Origin of the sequence: Brevundimonas albigilva, assembly GCF_023503965.1 — a bacterium.
In the GTDB taxonomy this organism is placed as follows: domain Bacteria; phylum Pseudomonadota; class Alphaproteobacteria; order Caulobacterales; family Caulobacteraceae; genus Brevundimonas; species Brevundimonas albigilva.
This window is the reverse complement of record NZ_CP097298.1, coordinates 680,106-694,397: the sequence shown is the minus strand read 5'-3', so window position 1 is coordinate 694,397 and position 14,292 is coordinate 680,106. Positions and strand designations below refer to the sequence as shown.

Here is a 14,292-nt window from a genome sequence, read left to right as displayed (position 1 = left end):
CGGAGGGTCTTTTTTTCGTGATGCCGACCTGACTGACGGTATCGCCCTCCGTTGCTCCCGTGGATTCCGGCTCATACCGTCAGGGCCAAGGCGAGCCGATGACGGTATTCTTTCCGCACAAGACGCGGGAAAGATTGAGAAATATCGACCTCGAACCGCCCGATTTCGATCCTGCCCGGTGCGAGGAGATTTTACCGTGCTTACCGACGCCGCCCTAAAGAATTTGAAACCAAAATCAAAGCCTTACAAGAGTACCGACAGGGACGGCTTGTACGCCTATATTTCGCCCGGCGGGGCGATTTCGTTCCGCTACGACTATCGCTTCCATGGCCGGCGCGAGACGCTGACCCTGGGCCGTTACGGGCGGGGTGGTCTCAGCCTGGCTGAAGCCCGGGAGCGGTTGTTCGAGATCAAGCGGACGATCGCGAGCGGCGTATCGCCGGCTCTGGAGAAGCAGCGCGCCAAGCGCCGTCTACAGGAGGCGCGCAGCTTCGAGCATGTCGCGCAGCGCTGGATGGACACCGCCCCTATGGCGGACAGCACCCGGAACATGCGGCGGTCGATCTTCAATCGCGAGGTGCTGCCGCAGTGGCGAAACCGCCTGCTCAGCGAGATCACTCCGGACGACATCCGGGCGCACTGCAAGACCATCGTCGATCGCGGCGCACCGGCGACGGCGATCCATGTCCGCGACATCGTCAAACAGATCTACGCTTGGGCCATTCTGCACGGCGAGAAGATCGACAATCCGGCGGACGGCGTCGGGCCCGCGTCGATCGCCACCTTCCGGCCGCGTGATCGCAGCCTATCGCCGAGCGAGATCCGCATCATGCTGGGCCTTCTCGGGGAGGTGGCGACCTTGCCGACCATCCGGCTCGGACTGAAGTTCATCCTGCTCAGCATGGTTCGGAAGAGCGAACTGCAGGACGGCGTCTGGCCGGAAGCGGATTTCGAGAACGCCGTCTGGTCGATCCCGGCGGCGCGGATGAAGCGCTCGCGGCCCCACAACGTCTATCTATCGACCCAGATGCTCGACATCCTGATCGCCCTGAAGACCTGGGCGGGGAACTCCAAGTACATCCTGCCGTCGCGCTACGACGCGGACGCGCCGATGTCGCGGGCGACCTTCAACCGCGTGACCTCCGCCATCGCCGAGCTGGCGAAGAAGCGAGGGCTGCCTTTGGAGCCGTTCACCGTGCACGACCTGCGGCGGACGGCCTCGACCCTGCTGCACGAGATGGGCTTCAACTCCGACTGGATCGAGAAAGGCCTGGCCCACGAGGAGCGGTCGTCCCGGGGCGTCTACAACAAGGCGGAGTTCGAGATGCAGCGACGGCACATGGCGCAGCAGTGGTCGGACGCCGTCGAGGCCTGGGAGGCGGGGCGGACCTTCACGCCGGTGCTCAGTGTGCCGGAGGGAGAGGGGCCTCGTTTCGATCCGAAGTTCTGACCGGCCGGCTGACGCGCCGGCGGACGTCCGGCGGCGTCGCGCGGCGGATCGGCTGATTGCGGCGCCGCTCTAGCCAGGCCTCGACCTCGGCCAAGTCCCAGACCACGCAGCGGGGCGTCAGGAGGAACCGCTTCGGGAACTCGCCGCGGCGCTCCATCTCCCAGATGGTGCTGTCGGCGAGCGGCACCATCTGGTGCAGTTCAGGCTTCTTGATCGTGCGCCGCAGGGGCGGGGTCGTCTGGGCCATGGGGCTCTCCTCGGTGGCGACTCGATGGAATCCGAAAGACGGGGAGGTGAAATACGGAGGTCAACGGACGGGATCGAGCGACCGCGAGTCAGCGGGTTGCCGCAAAGCGCTTCACGAAATCGACTGGATCGCCGGCGTCTCGGGCCTTGATGAACCACTAGAGCTAGTGGGCTCGTTAGATCACGACCTGGAAGCCGCCGAGTGCACCCTTGATATTCGGGGTCCACGGCCTGCCGGAGAAATGAGACTTCACCCGATAAAGTCCGCATGATCCGTGAACCCTACGACCAGCACCTTACCGGGCGTGAGCGACCACGTTGCCCAGGATCCTTGGGCAATGGGGCCCACAACCCTCTTCACGGCGTTCGACAAACCTCCCGGTATCGACATCTTCGTGGCGAATATGCCGACGTAGGGCGCGGGATGGGCCTGATAGAAGGATATCTAAGCTGCCGACGGTGGGGATGGCGGCTTTGGTTGTTTAGCCATGAAGATTGTCCTCTCTCAGGCGGACGGGTGCTCCGCCGTCGGATGGTCTAGGGGGCGGGGTCTGGGTCTCAAGCGCCGGGCCTACCCGCTAGGGTCACCGTAGCGTGCTTCGTGGGCGTTCAGGATTCTCTGTTCCGTGGCGGCAGACAGTTGGTTGTCCGGCGTCGGCGGACCGATCAGCTTGTCGGCGCCCCGGAGGGCGGTCTCGCAGGTCTCGCAGAGCAGGATGAGCTCATCACCCCAACCGAGACGCTCGCGGGTGGTGTGAAAGATGCCCCGGGAACCTTGGGCGCCGCAGGTTTCGCATCCCAGATCCGCCTGACGCGTCTCCAGGAGCGTCCAGAGATGCCAGTCGCGCTGGTCGCGCCACTCCTCGGTCTTGAGGTAGTCGCCATAGGGCAAGGCGCGCAGCTCGGCCCTGCGGCGCTCGGTCTGGCGCTCCTTCTCTTCCCACTGCACGTGCCGTTCCTCGGTCACGGCTTCCTGGCAAGGAATGCAGAGAACCCGATAGCCCTCGAACCACCGGGAGCCGCCCTGCGCCCGGTCAAGCGTCTCCTTCATCATGGCCCGACTGGTGATCGGCAGGTCCGTGGCGCAGCGATCGCACGGCACGCCGACCGAGACCGGGCCGATCAACTTGAGCAGGGCCGAAGGGTGGGCGCGACCTGTCGCACCGAAGGCTATGTCCGAGGCGTTGATCTCCGGGGCATGCCAATAGGCGTAGACCGCCGCTTCGAGACGCAGGCGCTTGTCCGGTATGCCGGCCAGCGCCTGAGCCTGTTCATTCCCCCGTACCTTGAGGGCTTTCAGCTTTGCCTCGGTCGCGCGGATTTCCTCGGCGGTGTCGAAGATGGCGTCCAGCTCGGGGCTGACGGGGCGGGGCGTGCTCATACAGGCGGCCTATTCGTAGGGAAGTTCGCCGAACAAGCCGATCATCAGATCGCCTTTCAGTTCACGGAACGGGATTTCGACATAGTGGTCGGGATGCCGAGGCTTGGCGCGCCCATCGCCAGGGCCATTCTTGGTGTGGCCGCGCACGAACTCGCCGTTCTCCTTGATGTACGGCAGCACGACGAGGCGACCGTGATTGGTCGAGAGGATGGTCCCCTCGCGCCACAAGGTGGCTCCATCCTCACCTTTGTCACTGGTGGTCGACTTGACCATCCAGCCAAGTTGTCCGTCGGGTTCGTACCAGAAGACGATCCCATTGCTGACCAGCATTCGCTCGCCGCGCGCCAACGCTTCCGCCAGCAATCGCTGGACGCTGGCGAGTTGAAGCAGCTGGTTTGCCCGGGGAGGATTTGGGCCCGGATCTGCGCTTTGACCTTCCCCCAGTGCGCCTCGTGGTGAAAGCCGAACCCATTGGCGATCCGCGCCCGACGCGCGGTCTCCGCAGACTTCTCGCCAGCGAAGTAGGGCTTACTCCAGCCGCCCTTGGCGTCGCGATACATGACGGCCCGGCGCCCGGCGCCTTCGACGAGGGCGATCCAGAGGTAGGGGTAGAGGTCCAGTTCCGCGGCGAGCGCCTGCCGCAGCGGCTCCGCCTCAGGATGAAGCTGGAGCGCTTCCGCCGGGATGCGCGGGTCTTCTCTGTGGCGCTTGACGGCTTCGGCCAGCATGAGCGCCTCCTCGTCGGCAAGGCGTTGCCGCGCTTGCAGCGCCTTTCTCACCTTCAAGGTCAGGGACGTCTTTTCCGCCTCCGGCATCTCGCGGGCGGCCAGGGCTGCGGCGAGCTCCGGGTTAAGGGCTTCGGCGGCGGCCACGCCTCCCTCGCGCGTGTGATGGATGTCCATCCGGACGTAGCCGTCTTCTGACGGGATACGGCGGTCACGCCAGCGCACCGCTCCGTCATCGGTTTCGACAAGCTCGACCATGAACCAGATGTCGGGAAGCGGCCGATAGGACGGCCAGACAGCCAGGATCGGATCATGATCGCGTCGACTGTCTCCCCACCTGATCATGACGCCTCCCGGTTGTAGAGCTCATCTGACCCTCCCGCGAGGGCGATCGCAATTGGGTTCACGCACGTCCTCAGCCAACTACGCACAAGTTTCTATGTCACCGCGGCGCTGTGCGGCCGGCATGGCCGCCTTCTGCGACGGGCTGGAAAAGCTGGGCTAAGGGCTCCGCCCTCGCGCGGGCCAGGGTGAAGCGGCTTCGCCGCCGGACCGGCCGGTCTCCCCGACCTTCCGCGCCGGCGATGGGTGGCGTCATCGAATGGAGGGCCGGCTTGTGCAGGTCGGGCGATCCCCCTCCGGCCGGTCCGCCCTGGCCCTTGCTACCCCGGTCTCGCCGACGGGCAGGGTTTCAGGCGCGCAGTTCGCGTGCCTGCAACCCTTGCCCAAAGGAGGCAGACATGACTGCTCAATCCATCGAAACCGCCCCGACCGAGGCGATCGCGCCGCAGCACGGCGCGGAGGTGATCGTGCCGCTGAACCGGCTCAAGGCCTCGCCGAAGAACGCGAGGAAGAAGACGCCGCACAGCGCGGCGACCATCGAGGCCTTCGCGGCCTCCATCCAGGCCAAGGGGGTGTTGCAGCCGCCCGTGGTCGAGATCGAGCGGGACGGGGAGGGCGTCCCGACCGGGAACTATCTCGTCACCATCGGCGAGGGGCGCCGTCAGGGGCTTCGGCTGCTGGCGAAGCGGAAGGCGATCAAGCGGACCCATCCGGTGCGCTGCATCGTGGACGTTGAGAACGACGCCCACGAGATCAGCCTCGACGAGAACATCACCCGCGAGGCCATGCATCCCGCCGACCAGTTCGAGGCCTTCCAGCGGCTGGCCGTGGACAAGGGCTACGGTCCTGAAGAGATCGGGGCGCGGTTCGGGGTGTCCGCCCAGATCGTGCGGCAGCGGCTGCGCCTCGGCGCGGCGGCCCCGGAGCTGGTGGCCGCCTATCGGCAGGAACGTCTGGCGCTCGATCAGCTGATGGCCTTCTGCGTCAGCGAGGATCAGGACCGGCAACGGCAGGTGTTCGAGCAGATCGGACCCCATACCCCGGCCTACGCCATCCGCCGCGCCATGACCGAGACCAAGGTGGCGGTCAGCGACCGGCGTGTTCGGTTCGTCGGCGTCGAGGCCTATGAGGAGGCGGGCGGCGGGGTCCTTCGCGACCTGTTCACCGAGGACGGCGGCGGCTGGCTGGAGGACGCCGGTTTGCTGGACCGGCTGGTCGCCGACAAGCTGGCCGGTCTGGCCGACGAAGCCCGCGAGCGCGAGGGCTGGAAATGGGCCGAGCCGTGCGCGGACTACACGGAGGTGTCGGCCTTTGGTCGGGTCTATCCGGTCGCGGTCGAGCGGTCGGAGGCGGACGCCGCCCAGATCGTGGCTCTGTCGGAAGAGTACGACCGTCTCGTTTCCGAGACGGACGCGGCGGACGTGCTGCCGCCCGACGTGGACGCTCGGCTGGAGGAGATCGACGCCGCACTGCAAGCCTTCGGCCCGGACTTCCACTATCCCGCCGAGGTGAAGGCGAGGGCCGGGGTCATGGTCCTGCTCGGGCACGACGGGCTGGCCCGGTTCGAGCGCGGTCTGGTCCGGGCCGAGGATGCGGTGGTCGAGCCGCCGTCGCCCTCGGCCGAGGACGAGTCCGAAGACTCTTCCCCCAAACCGACCGGAGGGTCGGAGAGGTCGAGGCGGTGGACGAGGGGCCGGGGCTGTCCGACCGGCTGCTCATCGACCTCACGGCGCACCGGACGATGGGGCTGCGCGACGCGGTGCAGGCCGATCCGGGCGTGGCCCTCGTGACGGTGGTCCATGCGCTGGCCCTGCAGGTCTTCTATCCGACCTATGGGACGTGGACGCCGTTGCAGCTTCGGCTCTCGCTCACGGGGCTGGAGCGGTTGGCCCCGGGGGTGGACGACGGTCCCGCCGGACGCCGGGTCTCGGATCGGTGCGAGGCGTGGGGCGCGCGGCTGCCCGAGCGAGCGGAAGACCTCTGGGCCGTTCTGGCCCCGATGCTAGGCTCCGATCTGCTCGATCTGCTGGCCTGTTGCGCGGGCGTCGGCCTCTACGCCGTGCGCGATCCGCACGACCGGCGGACCGGCGCCTTGGCGCAGGCCGAGACGCTGGCGACGGCGGTCGGGTTGGACATGGCCGGAACGTGGTCGGCCACCGCCGCCAGCTACTTCAGCCGCGTGTCCAAGGCCAAGGTGGTCGAGGCCGTGACCGAGGCGGCGGGCGCCGAAGAGGCCGGGCGGATCGCCGGGTTCCGGAAGACGGACATGGCCGAGGCCGCCGAACGGCTGGTGGAAGGGAAGGGGTGGTTGCCTCCGGTTCTGCGCACCGCGTCGGACGCGGCGGAGACGGACGAGGCGGTCACGCCGCCGGACGGCGACGCCTATTCGTTCGCGGCCGAATAGATCACCCGACCCTGTAAAAACTCGCCGCGCGCCCTTTGGGGGCGCGCGGTTTTGTCTTGGGTATGGTCATCCGACCCGATCACCACGAACCGCTCGCGACCGTGGTCGGCAGCGTCAGGCTATAGCGATCACCCTCGCTGTCGCCCATTTCGAGCGCCTTTATCTGCGGCTTACGGGGATGGCCGAACCATGTCTCAGCGACATGCAGAAGATCGCCGCTGGAGGGGCGAGACAGAAAGCGGTCGAGCAGTCGGTCGGTAAGCTCCAGGTTCGGCATGGCGTAAAAGTCGCCGGGCGCTGCAATGGCGTCAAGCGAAGCCGCCTCGGTACTTAGCGGGCGCTGAAACATCTTGCGGGGAACCGTCAGTCCCTTGTCCGCGAAGGCCTCCGGGAAGATCGGCGCCATGAAGTCGATGATATGGCTCTCCGTTTGGATCCACATATGAAAGCCATCCTCCGAGGAGGTGATCGTTGAGCCCCGTTGCTCACCGAAGAAGGCCATCTCGGGCGTGTCGTTGGCGCAGAAGGCGAAGGCGCCGGCCACGGCGGAGGCCTTGATCCGGTACTGCTTGTTTAGGATCAGGGCGCCGACGCAGGCGAAGAAGATGCAGCCCTTCTCCGAACCGCCGAACGCCCGACTGACGCCGTGGGCGACCTGATAGATGCGATTGTAGTCGCTCAACGGGATCAGATAGCGGCTCATCGGACGTTCCAGGCGACGGCGCGGGAGGTGTCCCGGCCAAGGCTCCTGGAGTCTAGTCGATCAACGCGCCGGATCGAAACCTCGCAGCGCAAAACTCTGGACGGCGCGACGCCTAGCGCTCGAGCAGAATGTGGCCCACTCGAATTTCCGCAGCGAGGCAGCCGGCGGCCCGGTCGTGCAAGGTGTCGAAATCCACGGACGGGGTGTCTTGGGAGGGGTCGCCATAGGCGGGGTGTGACATCGCCTTACTCTGTATGGCAGCCACCACAGCAGGCTTTGAGAAATGGCTCAACAGCGCGGCCCTCTCCGTCGCGACGGAACCGAGCACTAGGCCTACCATCATCCCGAGGTCCGCCTCCGGCGAGTACTGACCGGTGACGAAGCGGCGCACCCCTTCCTTGACGTAGTGGCCGCGTAGGCTCGATCCGTTGTTCAGGCGCTTAAACTCCATGACCAACGCGGGACCCATGTGAGAGCCATGGAGAAAGACGATATCGGTGCGCCCCTTGATCTTGGGCATGCCGGTGGCGTCCAGCTTCACCTTCGATGCCTCGAGGATGAGGTGTCCGAATCCGACGCCATGGTGCATCAGCCGTTCGTCGTTGGTCAGGGCTTCAAAGAATCCGGCGACGAGAACCGTCTCTCGCTGAGCACTCCACCAGACGGGAGACAGGAGCCGGAGTTCATCCCAGACGGCGCGAACATAGGCCAGCAGCTGGGCCAGGTCGGGCGCGGGGAACAGGGTCGGCGCCGCATCCGGCGCATCGATGATGCGCTTCAAGGGCGGCGGGCTCCGGCATCGACCGAGCTTTTCGCGCCCGCAAGCAGTTCAACGATATCGTCGGCGTCGCGCAGTGCTGCGCTTCGAGTCCAGAACCTCTTGCGAGCGGGTTTGACCACGAAGACATCGGTCCCCCCACACCAGCAGGGCATTCGGCATGGCGAAGAAATCAATCGCCCGTCCTTCGGCCAGTTGCGAGGCGATCGCCTTGAGTATGACGCGCATACTCTCATTCACAGGGGCGCTGCGCTTGGCGGCTCCGTCGGCACCGGTGAAGCTGACATGGACGATATCGAGAGGGGTCCGATCTCCATGCTTGTCGATCACTTGCGCGCTCGCGCGACCGCGACCATCGCCGGCCCAGGCTGCCAAGGTCGCGTCGAGTTGCCGGATGTAGACGGGCATGTCCTCGAAGGTCGCCACATGCTGAAGCGGCGTCAGAAGCTCATCGTAGCTGGTCGGCTGCAGGCTTTCGGCGACCAATTCCACCATATCGCGCACGACCGCCCGTTCCTGCTGAGACAGGCCGAAATAGTCGAAGATGATCTCGTCCATCTCCGGACGGACCTGTTCGAACCGCGCGCTGGCGAACAGCTGCTTGTCAGGCGCGCTCAGGTCTTCGAGTAGGCGCTGGCGCGTTCCAGAGCGGCGGACGCGGCGACCCGATCCGGATGCCGGGCAGGAAGAATGAAGGGGAGGGAGCGGATTTCCGCCAGGGTCACCCGGGCGCGCTCCGCCGCCGCCGAATAACCGGTGAGGATCAGCCAGTATTTGGCCAGGCTGGATCGCAGATAGCAGGTTAGGAAACGTGCCAGCGGACCTTCGTCATCCTTGACCCTGATGCCGCCGACACCGGACGGGAAGCAGAAGGGGGCCGAGGCGTAGGCGGCCCGGATCTCCATCTGTACGGACGTACCGTCTGACCAGAGGATGCGGTGCCCCTCATACATGGCCATCTCGCCGTGGCTGGCGACGCCGCGCTCGACCGGAAGCCGGGTCAGGGCATGTAGATCGACGACAGGCGAGTCCGAGTTCAGGGCTTGGGTGGGCAGGAAATCGTAGGCCTGAAGCGGCCCGGGCGACGCGGTCTTGCCGCCGTCCTTCATGTGGTAGCCCTTGGCGGCGATCCAGCCGCCGTCGCGGATCGCCGCGCCGAGGCTGGGCAGGCTCTTGAGCCGGTTGTGCAGACTTTCGTCGCGACGCCCGCCCCAGAAGCGGCGGCGCAGGACGGCGTTGTCCTCGACAAGCGCATCCCGTGCGATCTCTACCCGATCGTAGTCGTGCAGGGTCAGACGGTTGAAGGCGAAGCTGACGTCGACTTTCGGCGCCCAGTACTCGAAGTTTCCTAGGACCTCATCGTTTTCCAGGGCGGGGCGATTGGTCGCCCGCACGATGGTGCAGGCATGTTCGGCCTGGGCGAACAGCAAGCGCCGGAAGTCCGCGAGATTGATCATCCGGTCCAAGGTGGCCCGCACCGTGAACTGGCGCAGGAAATCCGCATTAGTCGGGGCGGTGATCAGGGAGGTCGGGAGGATGAGAACGATCCGGGCGTCCTGCTTTCCTGCTTGGAGCGTCTTTGCGGCGAACCCCGCCGCGATCTGGCGATGCGGCAGCCGGGTTTGCGTCTCTTGGGCCCAGGCGACTGCCGTCTCGCCTTCGCCAGGTTTGAGTTCCCGCCAGGGCGGATTGGAGATGACGATGTCGAAGGCCTGTCCCGAGGCGAAGCGATTGCTCGGCGAAAAGAAGTCGCCGTCCACCGCCCCCTCAACGATGTTGAGGCCGATCAGCGGGGAAGTCTGCAATCGTGATCCCGTTGCAGATTGATCAGATCCGGCGGCGACAGACGTTCCAGCAGGCACAGGTACAGGCTGAAGGCAGTGACGCGACAGGCGATCGGATTGATGTCGCCCCCGAAGATCGCGCGCTTCAGAAGCGCGATACGTTCCGCGATGTCGAGGAAACGCCCGAGCTTGGCCTGCTCATAGGCGATCGTCTTGCGAAACGCCGTGGTCAACAGGATGCCGGACCCACAGGCCCCATCGTAGATGCGGATATCCGAAAGGTCTTCTAGTCCTTCGAACGCCTGCTCGACCGCGAGCTCGGCCAACACCCGGGGCGTATAGTAGGCACCGTCGACCTTTCGCTCGTCCTGCAGGAAGGTCTCGTAGATGCCGGACAGCAGTTCGACCGGGATCTGGCTGAAGTCGTAGTTCCAGAAATCCTGTTGCCCCGTGCTCAGATCGACGCGCGCGAGCAGCTTGCCGACGACGGCCAGAACCCCGCCGTCGAGGTCGCTCCAGCGGATTTCGTCCGGCTCTAGAAAATCGCCATTGAAGTCGGTCTTGAGGCGATCGATGAGGCCGTCGACACCGGCGCCGTCGCCGCTGCTGACCAGATCCGAGAGCGTCCGCAGGCCATGCTCTTCCCGGTACGCGCCACCGACGATGCCGCGGTGCTCGAGGTAGGAGACGAACAGTACTTGGGCCAGCAGCATCTGCGCTTCGAGCTGCGAGGCGATGAGCGGACGATCTCCGCTGGTCAGGGCGGTGACCGACAGGGACAACTGGCGCAACAGATGCCGATCAACCCGGCGGCTCGGGTCGAACCAATCCTCTAGACGGCGCTGCAGATCAGAGGACTGCACCTCGGCCGCCGACCAGATGCCGTCGGGTCGCGCGTCATCGCGGTTGAGCACGTCCGGATGTTGCTGACGACGCCATTTGGGAATGGAGAAGGCTCTGGCTTCTTCCTCGTCCAGCACCACCAGGGCCGAGGCGAGATTCTGGTTCCAGAGGCGCTGACGGACGGCGTCGATATGAGCGCTGTCGGCGAAGGCAGCGCCCGCGGCGAAACAGATCGTCGGGGTGCTCTCCACCAAGAAGATCGCCGCCATGCCGAAATCCCCCTGAGGGTCCAGCAGGTCGTGCAGTTCGGCCGCGTAGGGACGTCGACCGATCTCGCCCGGCTCACGAAGCAGGGCGTCTCCGACCGTGTCGTATCCCAGACGGTCCAGCCAATCCGCGAGAGAGGTGTCTAGCATGTCCTCCCCTCTACAGTGTGGATCAGGCGCTCGGGTTGAGTTGATCTCAGTTGTGGTGGCCGGCGCAAGCGCGGAGACCGACCGCGATTGGCCGAGGTCCAGCATCTCCTGATTCCGGCTCGAGCGGGAAGCCGATCAGGGACGGGCTCCAGCCTGACCGGTGCGTCGTGGCGGCGAGGGAGGGTCATCGGTTGCGCCGGGTGCCGGGCAGGAGCGAAAGACAGACGGCAAGCGTCCGTTGGTCGATGCAGAACTGAAGAGGCGACAGTAGGCCGAGATCGGGGCGAGCCGCGTTCACGAACAATGCGGCTCTTCGCTCATCGTCGAACACCCGCCGCGCCGCCTTGCGGAGTTGGTCGTGCAGGGCTTCGCGCTCAGCCGCCGCACGCCGCGCGGCCTCCCTTGTGATGCGGATGCGCTCCAGGGCCTGGAAACCTTGACCCAGCCCCGCATCATCGCGAAACGCCAGGTCGCGCCACGCCTCGCCGGCCTCTTGATCGTCCAGCCAGGCCAGGGCGCCGTCTCCCAGAACAGACACCGCCGCCATGTGTAGGCGGCCAACGCGTGCCTCGGCCGCCCGCTTCACCGCTTCCGCCTCTGCGGCCGTTTCCTGAGCGGCGATGGCGTCGCTCTCACGGACGGCTTCGTCGCGTTCGTGCTCCAGCGGAAGCCCGAAGAGATCGCGCGCCGGAACGCCGCCCTCCAGCATGCCAATGATGCCGGCCAGCCCTTCCCGAAGGGCGGTCCAGGTCGCGTCTCCCGCGATCGCGGCCTGTTGCGGGGACGACTCGAGGCCCTGCAGCGGCGTTGCGCGCCAAGACGCCAGAGCAGGAAGGTCGAGATCCTTGGCGAGGTCGACGATCGCACCCAGGCGTCGGTCGAGTTCGTTCACCCGATCCCGCCGGCGGCGATCCTCGTCTTCTTGCCGGCGACGCGCATCGTCGTGAGCCTGCAGACGCTTCGCCCACCCCAGATCGAGCCAGTGATCGCCCTTGCGGTAATAGAGAATGCCCGCCTCGATCAAACGCTCGAGAAACCGCTCGATCGCCACATAGGGAGACTGGAAGTCGGAATGTTTGAGGACCAAGGTCCGTGTCGCGCGCTCTCGCCCCGCGTCGCGCCGGAACTCCGGCGCCAGACAGTCCTGCACAAGGTCTTCAAGCCGATCGACCGTGACCTGACCTAGCGGGCCGAAAACTGGGGCCGCCTGAAAAAGGCGATGGAGCGCGGCGGCCTTCCAGAGGGCACCGGGGGTGGTGAAGCCGTCGTCGACCTTCTGTCCCGTGGCGAGTCCGCCGAGTCCTAAAGCCAGGATCGCGCGACGCATTGTCTGTAAGGCTTCGGGGCGCTGTACCGGCCGACTCCGCAGACGGCGAACAGCCTGTTCGGCTTTCCGCTGCTCCGCTACAGCCTTCCGGGCGGCTTCGGCCGAAAGCTCGGCGCGAAGGTCGTCGCGCGCGCGGTCCACAGCGGGATTGAACAGCCAATGCCGATCCGCTCCGGACAGCAGCGCCTGGCGGACGACCGCCTCGTCCTCGCATTTGCGCCAGGGCGAAAGGTCCACCTCGATCGCCGAGACGCCGTGTTCGCGAATCTTGGCGATCTTATCCGCATCGCTGGCATGGGTGACATGGACCTCGACGATCAGGATCCGGCCATCCGGCGCCGTCAGAACGACATCAGGCACCAAGGTGTCGCGGCGGGTCTCCAGAATCGCTTTGGCGAACACGAAGTCGCGGCCCCGTTTCACCAGCTTGGAGCGGTCGCCGATGGCCGCCTTGACGTCCGGAAGCCGGATATGAAGTTCGCTTTCGAGGACGCGCTTGGCCCAGGCGTGGGCATTGGTTTCGCGGCCAAGGCCGCACCCATCCCCGCTGCCCCCGCATGCGCGAAGTGCGCGATGAGAATCTCGCCCTTGCGTGCGATCAGGGCGACGCCGCAGGCCGGGCACACACAGTCGCAGGCCGCGCCGCGACGGACGTCTTCGACAGCGGCGAGGTCGCCCGATGCGGTCAGACCGTATCGCAGCTCCTTGCTGAGCCCGAGAAACGGGCGATGATCTCCCCGTCGCGCCATGATGAAAAGCAAAGCGGCGTTCGATCGCTGGATCAAGACGACCGCGTAAGGGATACGACCGATTTTGACGTACCGATCTGGGGGTCTCGCATCTCCGATCCGGACGTTGATCTAGTGGTTGCTTGCGGTCACTCCGATGTCGAGGCCCGATCTGCTTGCGCGCGCAACGAGGTCAAACGCGCCTCACTGGCCTCCGTCACGATCTGGCGCAGCATCTCGATCCGCTCGGTCAGCCAAGCCAGTTCTTCGTCCGTGATCCGGTAGTGCCGCGAGTAGCGCGCCTTCACATAGGCGGCGCGGAGCAGTTCGAAGCAGCGCTTCTGGAACTTGGTGTCCTGGGGCCAGACCTCGCGGAGCCGGGGCTCCAGCGGCTCGGTCATCTTCCGCAGGTTCACCAGGTTGTGGCTCTTGGGCGAGTAGAGCGTCAGGACAAGCAGGAGGCCTTGATAGAGCGTCTCCACCGCTTGGTGGAGATTGAAAGCGGCGTTCTTCCTCCATTCCTCATCTTGTTGTCCCTCTTCAGCCGAGATCTTCGCCAGCTTCAGAAAGCGCGACGTCGCACCCGTCCATTCCTCAAAGTACTCGGTAGCCTCTTGCAAAGCCGTAGTTGGGGGAGGGGCTGAGGTTCGGAGAAAACGACTCCACGAGTATCCTTCAGGACGACGCCGTCGCGCAGGATGTCGATGAAGAAGCCGCGCCCATGCTCGAGCTTCCAGTTGAAGTCATCGAGGCTGTGCACGATCAGACTGACCGGCGTGCGCATGGCGCCGGCAGACAATTCGGCAAGCAGGCGCTTCTCGACATCCTCCCAGAATTCGAAATCCGTCAGGTCTTCGTGGTCCACGAGCACGACGATATCGAAGTCCGAGAAATAGCGCCCGACCGGGTCGTGGACCCAATCACCACGCGCGTAGCTGCCGAACAGGATGATCTTGAGGATGCGGCCATTCTTCAGCCGGTCGGCGCGTCGCGTTGCGATGGCCTTGGCGAACCCGGTCTCGATGATCTCGACGGCGGCGTCGAGTTCTCTTTGTTTGGCTGCAGGCAGTTGTCGGAGCGGGCGCTTCATGTCCGGAGTCTCCGAAATGCGGGGTGGCGCGCAAGAGTCCAAACGTCGCGAGGAGGCAAAACCTATGCGCGCATA

At 65.5% G+C, this 14,292-nt stretch carries 16 protein-coding genes; 4 read left to right on the top strand and 12 right to left on the bottom strand.

Annotation, left to right across the window (positions count from 1 at the left end; translation table 11 throughout):
• Positions 1 to 178: 178 nt before the first annotated feature.
• Positions 179 to 1,450 (top strand): tyrosine-type recombinase/integrase, encoded by a 1,272-nt coding sequence (locus tag MU852_RS03670; RefSeq protein ID WP_430641185.1) that lies wholly within the window; start codon positions 179 to 181, stop codon positions 1,448 to 1,450.
• Here MU852_RS03670 and MU852_RS03665 read toward each other — a convergent pair.
• The 3 genes from MU852_RS03665 to MU852_RS03655 form a co-directional block, all read right to left on the bottom strand.
• On the bottom strand, positions 1,404 to 1,697 hold the full coding sequence (locus MU852_RS03665; protein ID WP_249751063.1) for a helix-turn-helix transcriptional regulator: 294 nt from the start codon (positions 1,695 to 1,697) through the stop codon (positions 1,404 to 1,406). The genes MU852_RS03670 and MU852_RS03665 overlap by 47 nt on opposite strands.
• 570 nt (positions 1,698 to 2,267) lie before the next feature.
• Positions 2,268 to 3,077 carry a hypothetical protein gene (locus MU852_RS03660; RefSeq protein ID WP_249751062.1) on the bottom strand — a complete coding sequence of 270 codons (810 nt, stop codon included), beginning with the start codon at positions 3,075 to 3,077 and terminating at the stop codon, positions 2,268 to 2,270.
• Positions 3,078 to 3,086: 9 nt separating this feature from the next.
• Positions 3,087 to 3,440, bottom strand: coding sequence for a hypothetical protein (locus MU852_RS03655; RefSeq protein ID WP_249751061.1), 354 nt, complete (start codon positions 3,438 to 3,440; stop codon positions 3,087 to 3,089).
• A gap of 47 nt (positions 3,441 to 3,487) precedes the next feature.
• Here MU852_RS03655 and MU852_RS03650 point away from each other — a divergent pair, with 47 nt between their 5' ends.
• The 3 genes from MU852_RS03650 (at position 3,488) to MU852_RS03640 (ending at position 6,548) form a co-directional block, all read left to right on the top strand.
• The gene (locus tag MU852_RS03650; RefSeq protein ID WP_249751060.1) at positions 3,488 to 4,000 is read left to right on the top strand and encodes a hypothetical protein; all 513 of its coding nucleotides are present in this window, start codon (positions 3,488 to 3,490) and stop codon (positions 3,998 to 4,000) included.
• A gap of 542 nt (positions 4,001 to 4,542) precedes the next feature.
• On the top strand, positions 4,543 to 5,934 hold the full coding sequence (locus MU852_RS03645) for a ParB/RepB/Spo0J family partition protein (RefSeq protein ID WP_249751059.1): 1,392 nt from the start codon (positions 4,543 to 4,545) through the stop codon (positions 5,932 to 5,934).
• The gene (locus MU852_RS03640; RefSeq protein ID WP_249751058.1) at positions 5,886 to 6,548 is read left to right on the top strand and encodes a hypothetical protein; all 663 of its coding nucleotides are present in this window, start codon (positions 5,886 to 5,888) and stop codon (positions 6,546 to 6,548) included. The genes MU852_RS03645 and MU852_RS03640 overlap by 49 nt, the downstream gene beginning before the upstream one ends.
• A gap of 79 nt (positions 6,549 to 6,627) precedes the next feature.
• Here the strand turns inward: MU852_RS03640 and MU852_RS03635 are convergent, their stop codons facing one another.
• The 9 genes from MU852_RS03635 to MU852_RS03600 all read right to left on the bottom strand — a co-directional run bounded on the left by MU852_RS03635 (position 6,628) and on the right by MU852_RS03600 (position 14,217).
• On the bottom strand, positions 6,628 to 7,251 hold the full coding sequence (locus tag MU852_RS03635; RefSeq protein ID WP_249751057.1) for a DUF2026 family protein: 624 nt from the start codon (positions 7,249 to 7,251) through the stop codon (positions 6,628 to 6,630).
• A gap of 112 nt (positions 7,252 to 7,363) precedes the next feature.
• Positions 7,364 to 8,032 (bottom strand): hypothetical protein, encoded by a 669-nt coding sequence (locus MU852_RS03630; protein WP_249751056.1) that lies wholly within the window; start codon positions 8,030 to 8,032, stop codon positions 7,364 to 7,366.
• A 48-nt stretch (positions 8,033 to 8,080) separates the two neighbouring features.
• A complete protein-coding gene (locus tag MU852_RS03625; RefSeq protein WP_249751055.1) occupies positions 8,081 to 8,587 on the bottom strand; it encodes a hypothetical protein in 507 nt (168 codons plus the stop codon).
• A gap of 56 nt (positions 8,588 to 8,643) precedes the next feature.
• Complete coding sequence (locus MU852_RS03620; protein ID WP_249751054.1) at positions 8,644 to 9,834, bottom strand: Eco57I restriction-modification methylase domain-containing protein; 1,191 nt, start codon at positions 9,832 to 9,834, stop codon at positions 8,644 to 8,646.
• Positions 9,816 to 11,072 (bottom strand): N-6 DNA methylase, encoded by a 1,257-nt coding sequence (locus MU852_RS03615; RefSeq protein ID WP_249751053.1) that lies wholly within the window; start codon positions 11,070 to 11,072, stop codon positions 9,816 to 9,818. The genes MU852_RS03620 and MU852_RS03615 overlap by 19 nt, the downstream gene beginning before the upstream one ends.
• Positions 11,073 to 11,256: 184 nt before the next feature.
• Entirely contained in the window at positions 11,257 to 12,822 is a 1,566-nt protein-coding gene (locus tag MU852_RS03610; protein ID WP_488225928.1) for a hypothetical protein, read from the bottom strand.
• Positions 12,819 to 13,148: a competence protein CoiA family protein gene (locus tag MU852_RS18365; protein ID WP_488225930.1), complete on the bottom strand. Its 330-nt coding sequence runs from the start codon at positions 13,146 to 13,148 to the stop codon at positions 12,819 to 12,821. Before MU852_RS18365 ends, MU852_RS03610 begins: the two co-directional genes overlap by 4 nt.
• Before the next feature lie 128 nt (positions 13,149 to 13,276).
• Entirely contained in the window at positions 13,277 to 13,747 is a 471-nt protein-coding gene (locus MU852_RS03605) for a HEPN domain-containing protein (protein WP_249751051.1), read from the bottom strand.
• On the bottom strand, positions 13,690 to 14,217 hold the full coding sequence (locus MU852_RS03600) for a nucleotidyltransferase domain-containing protein (protein WP_249751050.1): 528 nt from the start codon (positions 14,215 to 14,217) through the stop codon (positions 13,690 to 13,692). The genes MU852_RS03605 and MU852_RS03600 overlap by 58 nt, the downstream gene beginning before the upstream one ends.
• Between the last annotated feature and the right edge of the window lie 75 nt (positions 14,218 to 14,292).

What these genes read in the sequence shown, in the direction of transcription:
- MU852_RS03600 (WP_249751050.1), bottom strand. Translation starts at nt 14,217, where the DNA reads ATGAAGCGCCCGCTCCGACAACTGCCTGCAGCCAAACAAAGAGAACTC.
- MU852_RS03665 (WP_249751063.1), bottom strand. Translation starts at nt 1,697, where the DNA reads ATGGCCCAGACGACCCCGCCCCTGCGGCGCACGATCAAGAAGCCTGAA.
- MU852_RS03640 (WP_249751058.1), top strand. Translation starts at nt 5,886, where the DNA reads ATGGGGCTGCGCGACGCGGTGCAGGCCGATCCGGGCGTGGCCCTCGTG.
- MU852_RS03615 (WP_249751053.1), bottom strand. Translation starts at nt 11,072, where the DNA reads ATGCTAGACACCTCTCTCGCGGATTGGCTGGACCGTCTGGGATACGAC.
- MU852_RS03660 (WP_249751062.1), bottom strand. Translation starts at nt 3,077, where the DNA reads ATGAGCACGCCCCGCCCCGTCAGCCCCGAGCTGGACGCCATCTTCGAC.
- MU852_RS03625 (WP_249751055.1), bottom strand. Translation starts at nt 8,587, where the DNA reads ATGGACGAGATCATCTTCGACTATTTCGGCCTGTCTCAGCAGGAACGG.
- MU852_RS03635 (WP_249751057.1), bottom strand. Translation starts at nt 7,251, where the DNA reads ATGAGCCGCTATCTGATCCCGTTGAGCGACTACAATCGCATCTATCAG.
- MU852_RS18365 (WP_488225930.1), bottom strand. Translation starts at nt 13,148, where the DNA reads ATGGCGCGACGGGGAGATCATCGCCCGTTTCTCGGGCTCAGCAAGGAG.
- MU852_RS03645 (WP_249751059.1), top strand. Translation starts at nt 4,543, where the DNA reads ATGACTGCTCAATCCATCGAAACCGCCCCGACCGAGGCGATCGCGCCG.